Here is a 7,730-nt window from a genome sequence, read left to right as displayed (position 1 = left end):
TTCGCGCCAGGGGTTGCCGTTCCACCAGGCGGCGTGGACTTTGCCGTCGGTACCGACGGCGAACAGGTCCATGAAGTCCTCATGGCGAGACAGGGCGGCGATGGGTGTCCCCTGGCCGAACATGCCACTGCCAACGCGCTGGCAGGCTTGCCATGGGTTGCCGTTCCACCGGGCGTTCCACACATGACCGTCGGTACCGACGGCGAAGAGGTCCATGAAGTCGTCGTTACGCGACAGGGCAGCGATGCTTTGAGCCGAGAAGGTGAGGCTCAGATTGGGGTCGATCAGGTTCTGAGGCTGCTCTTCAGTGCCTATTGGGTCACCCATGCGGGTGGTATGCCTCGATGCGATCGGTTCACTCTGCGGGTGTGATTGAGATTTGTTCAGGATTCGCCCATCAAAGCCTTTTGGTGATCTCCGTGAGAGACCTTTCATGTGAGACCAGATAGCTGAAGGCCGTCAACTAGGTCGTTGGCCTCGATCATTCATGGGTTCGGGTGGCGTCGCCCAGGGTGACGGCTGCGTGATTGGTGGATCTTCGATTGGGGTTTGGGGCAGGGTGCTGGGCTGCCAGCCACGCCGGTGGTGCTGGCTCCACGGGCCGGTGAGGTCTTGCCGATCGGGGCTGTCAGGGGTCTTGAGCGACAGGAGAGTGTCAGCGGACCGCGACACTGAACGTCAGTAGCAGAGTGTAATCAGAGGGGTGGACGGAGAGTCGCGATGAACAGCGGCACCGAGGGCACCACTCTGTCTGACTGGGCGGCCAAGGTGGGCTGCTCTCAGTAACTTCTGGCGTCCCCAGGACGGCTTTCCCACGCCGATCGGGCGACGGCCAGCCCCGCACACCACTGGCCCCGATCCCGAGCTGTACGACGAGGCCGCCCTGGACGCCCGGCAGGCCCGGGCGCTGACGCAGCCAGCGCCGTACCCGATGCTGGGCGAGACCGACGAGATGCGCGCCCTGGGCGGGATCGCGCGGTTGCTGGGCGTGGCTCGCCGACCGCCTGGGCGTGACCAGCGTCGTCTGGTTCGGCGTGGCCCTGACGGCGGCCCCGCTGCTCCTCACCCTCGGCACCCGCCAGGGCACGTCACGCGCCGTTCCCGGCAAGTCAGACGATCTCCTCGGCGACCTCGTCCGGTAGCGCGGGTTCGCGCCTCGCGGCGCGATCGCACAACAGGAATTCGAGGATTGGTTCCTCGGCTCGGCTCAGCTAGCTTCCTCGTGCGTGGAAGGCTCGTTCGGCTCCGCCGGATTCTCAAAAACCGCCGGTTCCCAGTTGGCCGACAGGCCCGAGACGATGACGCCCTCGTCGGCCTTGATGCTCACCCCGGCGATCTCCGCGTCGTCGGTGGCCAGCCGGGAGGAGACCGTGTCGGTGATGGAAAAGTAGCGCAGCGGTTCCTCCACGGCCATGGGCGTCCTGCCCGGGTCGGCCTTGATCAGAGCCAGTTGCTCCGGATGGGAGAGCAGCCCGACCACACCGAGCGAGATCATGTTCGCCGTGGTCTCGTGCCCGGCGGTCAACAGCAGGAAGGCCAGGCTCACCAGACCCGCGTGATCAAGGGTGCCCTCCCGGCGTTGCCGGGCGATCTTCCGGCCGAACAAGTCGTCGCCGGGTTCGGACTCCTTGCGTGTGATCAACTCGTCGAGGTAGGCGCGCAGTTCGGCGAAGGCCCGCTGACGTTCCTGCGGCGAGGAGGTCCGGCGCGCGCCACAGCAGTGAGGCCCTGGAAGAAGTCGTGGTCGGTGTAGGGCGCGCCGAGCAGTTCGCAGATCACCAGGGACGGCACCGGCAGGGACAACGCCTGGACCAGGCCGACCGGACGCTGGTCGGTGGCGAGCATGTCGTCGATGAAGTGGTCGACGATGTCCTGGATCCGCGGGCGCAGTACAGCCGGCCGCTTCACGGTGAACTCGCCGTCCACCGGACGGCGGGCAGCGGCGTGTTCGTTGCCGTCCATGCTGAGCATGTGCGGCGGCTGGCTGCGGAGCTGCCGTAGGGTGGCGGCGTCGACGTTGAAGAGCGGGAAGCCGTCCTTGCGCTTGTCGGAGGAGAAGCGACGGTCGGCGAGAATGGCGCGGCCTTCCTCGTGCCCGGACACCCACCACGCCTCGCCACCGTTGACCAGGCGGATCCTGTTGATCGGCGCCTTCTCGCGCAGTCGCTCGTAGGTGGCGGGCGGGGTGAACGGGCAGCCTCGCTCGACCTGCAGTTCCAGGTCGGCGTTCATACGCGCGCCGCGCCGACCGCCGCCCTTGTGGGGGACAACAGTGGCTGCGAGAGGCGTCACCTCGGCCTTTACGGGCTCGCCGGCAAAGGCCGAGGGATGCGCGGTGGTCACCAGGCAACGGGGCCAAGCCGATCGGTGAAGGTACCGGTCGGTCCGTCGGCGTCGCTCAGCGCGAGTTTGACGATCGGATCGGTGCCCTCGGTGACCGTCAGCTGGCCGGTGTGGTTGTTCATGTCGGTGGCGGTGAATTTGTGGTTGGCGACTTCTCCTGGAGTGATGCAGTTGAACTTGACCTGCGGGATCGCCTGGGCGTACCGGATGGTGATCATGTTCAGCGCCGCTTTGGACGAGGTGTAGGCGAGCTCGTGCATCTTCGAGACGGCCTGCTCCGGATCTGTCACGACCGCGAAGGAACCACCGGCGCTGGACACCATCACCACCCGCGGATGGTCCGCCGCCCGCAGCAGGGGAAGGAACGCGTGCATCGGCCGACCGGTCACCAGATCAGGGTCGCTGCGATGGACACGACATGTGGCCCCGCTGATGACAGGACGCGCGGGTGTTCGGAGATGTCACTGACGGGGTCGCTGTCTCGTCTTGGGGGGCAGGCAATCCTCGATCAAGGAGTAGATGATGAACCTCACGTTGTGGATCGCTGCCGGGTTCCTGGCCGTGCTAGCGCTGAGCAGCGGTATCCAAATGACGTTCGTGCCCAAGGACAAGCTGGCTGCGTTCCATCAGAGGGCGCTTGCTTATGGATGGACCGCAGACGCCAGCGTCGGCTTCCTCAAGACTCTGGGTGTCCTTGAGCTCCTGGCCGCGGTGGGCTTGATCCTGCCCGCCGCGCTCGGCATCGCGCCGGTTCTGGTGCCGGTGACCGCGGTCTGCTGGATCCTGCTGATGTTCGGCGCCGTGATCATCCACGGTCGACGTGGCGAATCCGTGTTCGTGCTGGTGTGTGTGTGATCTATCTCGCGGTTGCGGCGTTCATCGCGTGGGGCCGGTTCGTGCTCGAGCCCTTCACCGGCTGACGGGCGGCGACCCACAGTTCCCGATTGGCTGACCCCGCAGTGACATCTCCCAGCCTTCGCGCGCGTACAGTCTTCGTCCGGCAAGTGTGCGCCGAGCTCGGTGTGCGCCTTTCCACGGGCGCGGTGGGTACCAGCGCCGACAGCGCCGCCGCGGAGGCGTTCAACGTCGGCCTCAAACGCGAGACGCTGCAGGGGGCCAGAGGCTGGTCCTCGGCGGGTGAAGCCCGCCTGGCGGTTTTCAAGTGGATCACCCGCTAGAACTCCCGAAGGAGGCACTCCCCTCTCGGCTACCTGAGTCCGATCGACTACGAGCAGCAGACCATCGATAGGGTGCTGCTCGCCGCATAACTACGGTGTCCACACTTCGGGGTGAGTCCCCCAGAGAGGTGCTGGCTGACGCCTCAGCCGCTTCGTTCCAGCCGTACGGTGCCCGCGGCCCCGTCGATCGTGATCATTTGTCCGGTCTTGATCTCATGGGTGGCGTTTCTGACGCAGATGACGGCCGGGATGCCGTACTCCCTGGCGACGGTCGGACCGTGCGCGACCGGTGAGCCGGTCTCGGTGACCAGCCCGGCCGTGGTCAGGAACAACGGAGTCCAGCCAGGGTCCGTGGTCGGAGCCACCAGGATCTCTCCCGGTTCGATGTGCGCGCCGGCCGGGTCGCGAATCACCCGGGCCCTACCCGTCGCCCGTCCGGCGGCCCCCGCCATTCCGATCAGCACCCCCTCCTCGGCCGGTCCTGGCGGGACCAGCGCCTCCACATCCGTCCCGTCCGACAACAGCGCCCCGGGCACGGTGGGCCGCCGCAACTCCCGCTCGTACACCGCGCGACGGGCCGCAACCAGATCCCGGTGGTCCGCTCCGTCATGAACGGCGGCCCGTACCTCAAACAGATCCAGGAACATGACATCGTCGCCACGCTCCAGCAGACCGCGCCCGGCCAAGTCGGCTCCGATCAGCAGCAACTGGCCGCGCGCCGCCTGGATGGCCGGCAGCCAGGCGAACTTCCCGATCTCCCGCAGCCCGGTGAGCTTGCGCGAGCGGCGCATGAGGAATGTCGCGACCCGGCCGCGGACCGGCCGGGCACGCCTGGCCCGCCGCGACAGCGTCTCGATCATCCGCTCCGCCTTCGCCGCGGCCTGCTCGAATCGCCGGTCGGGTGCCTGATCGGGGTCGTTCACCCGTAGGTAGTTGGCGATCGTGGCGAACAGCGGCGCCGGATCCTCCGCCCACCGGGGCAGGCCGACGTCGATCTCGGCGGCGGCCCGCATGCCATATCGATCGAGGAAGCCTGCCATCCCGACGTCCGGCAGTGTCCCGGCGTGGTAACGGGCGGCCAGTTCCTCCGGCGGTGTGGTGCGGAACAGGCCGTCGTACTCCCGCGCGTTGACCGCGATCCGCCACAGTGCGAGGTCCATCTCGGTGGTCACGTTGTGCGGCATCCCGCCCAGGACAACGTCCAGTTCCTCATCCGAGGCGACTCCCTCAAGCAGCCCGGCCGGCACCATGCCGAGGAGCATGCCGGCCATCAACGGCCACGCCAGCCCCATCATGTCGGCGCTCATGACCGACCGGTGGGAGTCCTCGATCACCCAGCGCAGCCGCTCGGCCGACGTGGCGGCCTCGGTGGGCGGAACCGTCGTGCGTCGCATCTCCCGGACCGCACGGTAGGCCTTGATCCGGGCGGCGTCCGGCCGCGCCAGGCTCCAGGCGACGCCGGCGATCGCGGGGATCGCCAGCCGGGCCGTGATCCGTAGCGCGTTGCCGAGGCGGAAGGGCAGGCCGGGACGGGGGGCGAAGCGCGGGTCGTCCAGCATGCGCTCGACGGCGCCCTGCACCCGTGGTCCGTACACCTCCAATGAGGTGCCCAGCCGCCGGCGCATGGTCTTGTTGCGCAGGAAGTCGGTCAGGTCGAAGTACAGGCGTCCGCCGATGGGCACCAGCCGGGGCAGCGGATCACGCGGATCGATTTTGGTGCCCGCGGCCTTGAACCACACTCCGGCGCCCGTCTTGAGCAGCGACACCCCCATCGGAGTGGTCGGCCGCAGCATTCCCTGGATGTGACCGAACTCCAGGTAGAGCCGCGTGTCGCCGGTCTCGGGCGGAGCCGGGAACAAGGTGGTGATCGGGCGGGACTGCAGCAGCCACAGCGCGCCGTCGGCGTCGATGGCCCACTCGACGTCCTGCGGAGAGCCGAAGTGGTCCTGCAGCCGCCGTCCGGCCTGGTGCAGCTCTTCGAGCTGCTCGCTGCTCAGGCATCCGGCCGGTGCGGCCGGTAGCCGAGGGCCGAGGACGTAGTGGTCGGGGACGACGGTGCCATCGACGATCGCGGTGCCCAGGCCGGGAGCGGCGTCGACGACCATCTCAGTGCGGCAGCCGGTGATCGGGTTGGCGGTGAACAGGACCCCGGCGGCCACGGGGTCGATCATCTTCTGGATCACCACGGCCATCGCTGCCTCGGTGATATCGGCCTTGGCACGGTAGGCGACGGCGCGTTCGGTGTGCAGGGAGTCCCAGCAGCGGCGAACCGCGTCGATGAGCGGGCGGGTGCCTTCGATGTTGAGATAGGTGTCCTGCTGGCCGGCGAAGCTGGCCTCCGGCAGGTCTTCGGCGGTAGCGCTGGAACGCACGGCCACACGTCCGCCGCCGAGCCGCTGGTAGGCGTCGATCAGGTCCCCTTCCGGCAGGTTCCGCTCGGTGTAGGCGTCGACGGTCAGGCAGAAGCCGTCGGGGACGCGTTCACCGGCCCGGATCATCTCGCCTAGCCCGGCGGCCTTACCGCCCACCACCTCGATCATGGAGGAGTCGATCTCAGACAGCCGGATCAGATTCATCCCGTATCCTCCTCGCGGCTTTCGCGTAGATCTCCATGGATTGGAGGACGATCTTCTGTTCGTCCTCGGTCATGCGGTTCCAGAGGGTCATCTGCGCGTCCATGCGGACATCTTGAACGCGCCGCAGGACCGCGGCGCCTTCCTCACTGATGCGGATGCGGCGCATGCGGCGGTCGATCTGGTCCTCATACCGCTCGGCCAGGCCGCGCCGGACGAGCCCGTCGACGATCCTGCTGGTCCGCGAGAGCGACCGGCCGACCAGGGCGGCCAACTCCTTGACGGTCGGCGCGCCGTGCCGGGCGAGCACTTGAAGCATGACGTTGTCGAGCATGCGCAGGTCGTCACTGTCGTGCATCCGTATCAGCGACGGCATCAGGTCGCGCTGCATCGAGGTGAGCAGTTCGAGAAGGCGCTCACGGTCATTCATGTGCGTCCTCGCATTAGTTGCTAGGTCGCAACTAATCTATCGTCGTGTGGACCTCTCGTCCATCCCGCCATCGGGTCTGAGCCGGCTGATGGTCCGCATGGAAACCATGTCCGGCTACCAGCACGGCCAGGGCCGCGGCGCCGCGAACGCCGCCGCGCTCCAGCACCTGCGCACCGCCTGGTACCTGGACCACGGCCATCGCGACCTCGCCGGGCGCGGCCTGGCCGTGGGAAGGGCATGCCTGGACGCCTTCGCCGCCCAGAGCGTGCTGCGGCTAGTGGAGGAGGGGCACCGGGTGGTGGTGGCGACCCACAACACCCACATCCGCATGACGGTCATCGAGCACGAAGGCGATCTCGGACTGTTCCCGCAGTGCTACCACCTCGCCCAAGCGCTCGGCGACGGCTACGTGTCCATCGCCGCCACCGGCAGCAGCGGCCGCACCGCGGTCACTCAGGTCACGCCCGATCATCCGCTCGGGGTCGAATCCCTGGACAACCCGTTCCCGCCGCTCACCGACGACTGATCGAAACGATCTTCGACACCGAGACGCCGTTGATGATCGCCGGCCTTCGCCACACCGAACGGCCCGAGACCTTCCAGCGCATCCGCATGCTCGACTACTTCATGGAACTGCCGATCTGCGAGGCGTACGACGTCGTCGCCCACGTCCCGCAAACCCGGTGCGCCGACCCTGTAGAAGAATTACGATGATGATGAAAGCACTGGTAATCGCGGCGCTCGCCGTGCAGTCCTCCACCTCCGTGAGCAGCGGCCACGACGCGTGGACGGCCTCGATGCAGCAGCCTGGCAGCGTGGAGAGCGCCAACTGGTCCGAGGCCGGCTTCCGCGACCAGTCCGTCCGGCAGGTCGTCCGGGCCAGCACCGTAGGATCACGCGTCCGGATCCGGCTTGCCAACACCTACGGCAAGAGCCCGCCCGAAGTGCGTGCTCAACGTCGGCCTCGGCGGCAACCGGATACTCAACGACTCTGTGTGCTTCGGCGACAAGGCGACCTCCCGCTTCGAACGTGACGTGGCGGCTCAGCCAAACGCCCGCAGCAGATCGACCGCACCCGCTTCGCCGTCAGCCTCGCCTGCGCCGGCGGGGGTATCACTCTAAGTGTGGAAATGATCACCATGGGTAAACGACTTAGGTGGATCACCTTAACGCTTCGGGGGGAGCGTCAACCATGACGAACACACG

The 7,730-nt window shown here is 67.4% G+C and carries 10 protein-coding genes and 1 pseudogene; 5 read left to right on the top strand and 6 right to left on the bottom strand.

Features of this window, described 5'->3' with window-relative positions; translation table 11 throughout:
• Positions 1-327: hypothetical protein (locus P3X83_RS00055; protein ID WP_277302725.1), on the bottom strand; the 327-nt coding region annotated here is incomplete at its 3' end.
• A 683-nt stretch (positions 328-1,010) separates the two neighbouring features.
• Between P3X83_RS00055 and P3X83_RS00050 the strand changes: the two genes are divergently transcribed.
• Positions 1,011-1,142, top strand: a complete 132-nt coding sequence (locus P3X83_RS00050) for a hypothetical protein (RefSeq protein ID WP_277302724.1) — start codon at positions 1,011-1,013, stop codon at positions 1,140-1,142.
• 65 nt (positions 1,143-1,207) lie between these two features.
• Here the strand turns inward: P3X83_RS00050 and P3X83_RS00045 are convergent, their stop codons facing one another.
• The 3 genes from P3X83_RS00045 to P3X83_RS00035 all read right to left on the bottom strand — a co-directional run bounded on the left by P3X83_RS00045 (position 1,208) and on the right by P3X83_RS00035 (position 2,732).
• Positions 1,208-1,642, bottom strand: coding sequence for a cytochrome P450 (locus P3X83_RS00045; protein WP_277302723.1), 435 nt, complete (start codon positions 1,640-1,642; stop codon positions 1,208-1,210).
• A complete protein-coding gene (locus P3X83_RS00040) occupies positions 1,639-2,232 on the bottom strand; it encodes a hypothetical protein (protein WP_277302722.1) in 594 nt (197 codons plus the stop codon). Before P3X83_RS00040 ends, P3X83_RS00045 begins: the two co-directional genes overlap by 4 nt.
• Before the next feature lie 107 nt (positions 2,233-2,339).
• On the bottom strand, positions 2,340-2,732 hold the full coding sequence (locus tag P3X83_RS00035) for a hypothetical protein (protein ID WP_277302721.1): 393 nt from the start codon (positions 2,730-2,732) through the stop codon (positions 2,340-2,342).
• A gap of 133 nt (positions 2,733-2,865) precedes the next feature.
• Here P3X83_RS00035 and P3X83_RS00030 point away from each other — a divergent pair, with 133 nt between their 5' ends.
• A complete protein-coding gene (locus tag P3X83_RS00030; protein WP_277302720.1) occupies positions 2,866-3,198 on the top strand; it encodes a DoxX family protein in 333 nt (110 codons plus the stop codon).
• A gap of 284 nt (positions 3,199-3,482) precedes the next feature.
• Positions 3,483-3,611 (top strand): annotated as a pseudogene (locus P3X83_RS43240) (IS3 family transposase); the annotation flags it as partial.
• A 53-nt stretch (positions 3,612-3,664) separates the two neighbouring features.
• On the opposite strand, the gene P3X83_RS00020 reads toward P3X83_RS43240, so the two are convergent.
• Both P3X83_RS00020 and P3X83_RS00015 read right to left on the bottom strand, forming a co-directional pair.
• Positions 3,665-6,097, bottom strand: a complete 2,433-nt coding sequence (locus tag P3X83_RS00020) for a PEP/pyruvate-binding domain-containing protein (RefSeq protein WP_277302719.1) — start codon at positions 6,095-6,097, stop codon at positions 3,665-3,667.
• Positions 6,075-6,524 carry a MarR family transcriptional regulator gene (locus tag P3X83_RS00015; protein WP_277302718.1) on the bottom strand — a complete coding sequence of 150 codons (450 nt, stop codon included), beginning with the start codon at positions 6,522-6,524 and terminating at the stop codon, positions 6,075-6,077. The genes P3X83_RS00020 and P3X83_RS00015 overlap by 23 nt, the downstream gene beginning before the upstream one ends.
• Before the next feature lie 97 nt (positions 6,525-6,621).
• Here P3X83_RS00015 and P3X83_RS00010 point away from each other — a divergent pair, with 97 nt between their 5' ends.
• Together P3X83_RS00010 and P3X83_RS00005 are read left to right on the top strand one after the other, a co-directional pair.
• Positions 6,622-7,050, top strand: coding sequence for an erythromycin esterase family protein (locus P3X83_RS00010; protein WP_277302717.1), 429 nt, complete (start codon positions 6,622-6,624; stop codon positions 7,048-7,050).
• Between the two features lie 32 nt (positions 7,051-7,082).
• A complete protein-coding gene (locus P3X83_RS00005) occupies positions 7,083-7,238 on the top strand; it encodes a hypothetical protein (protein ID WP_277302716.1) in 156 nt (51 codons plus the stop codon).
• Positions 7,239-7,730 lie beyond the last annotated feature (492 nt).

Origin of the sequence: Spongiactinospora sp. TRM90649 (genome assembly GCF_029382225.1) — a bacterium.
GTDB lineage: Bacteria > Actinomycetota > Actinomycetes > Streptosporangiales > Streptosporangiaceae > Spongiactinospora.
The sequence above is the reverse complement of the archived record's forward strand: the minus strand, read 5'-3'. Positions and strand labels throughout refer to the sequence as shown.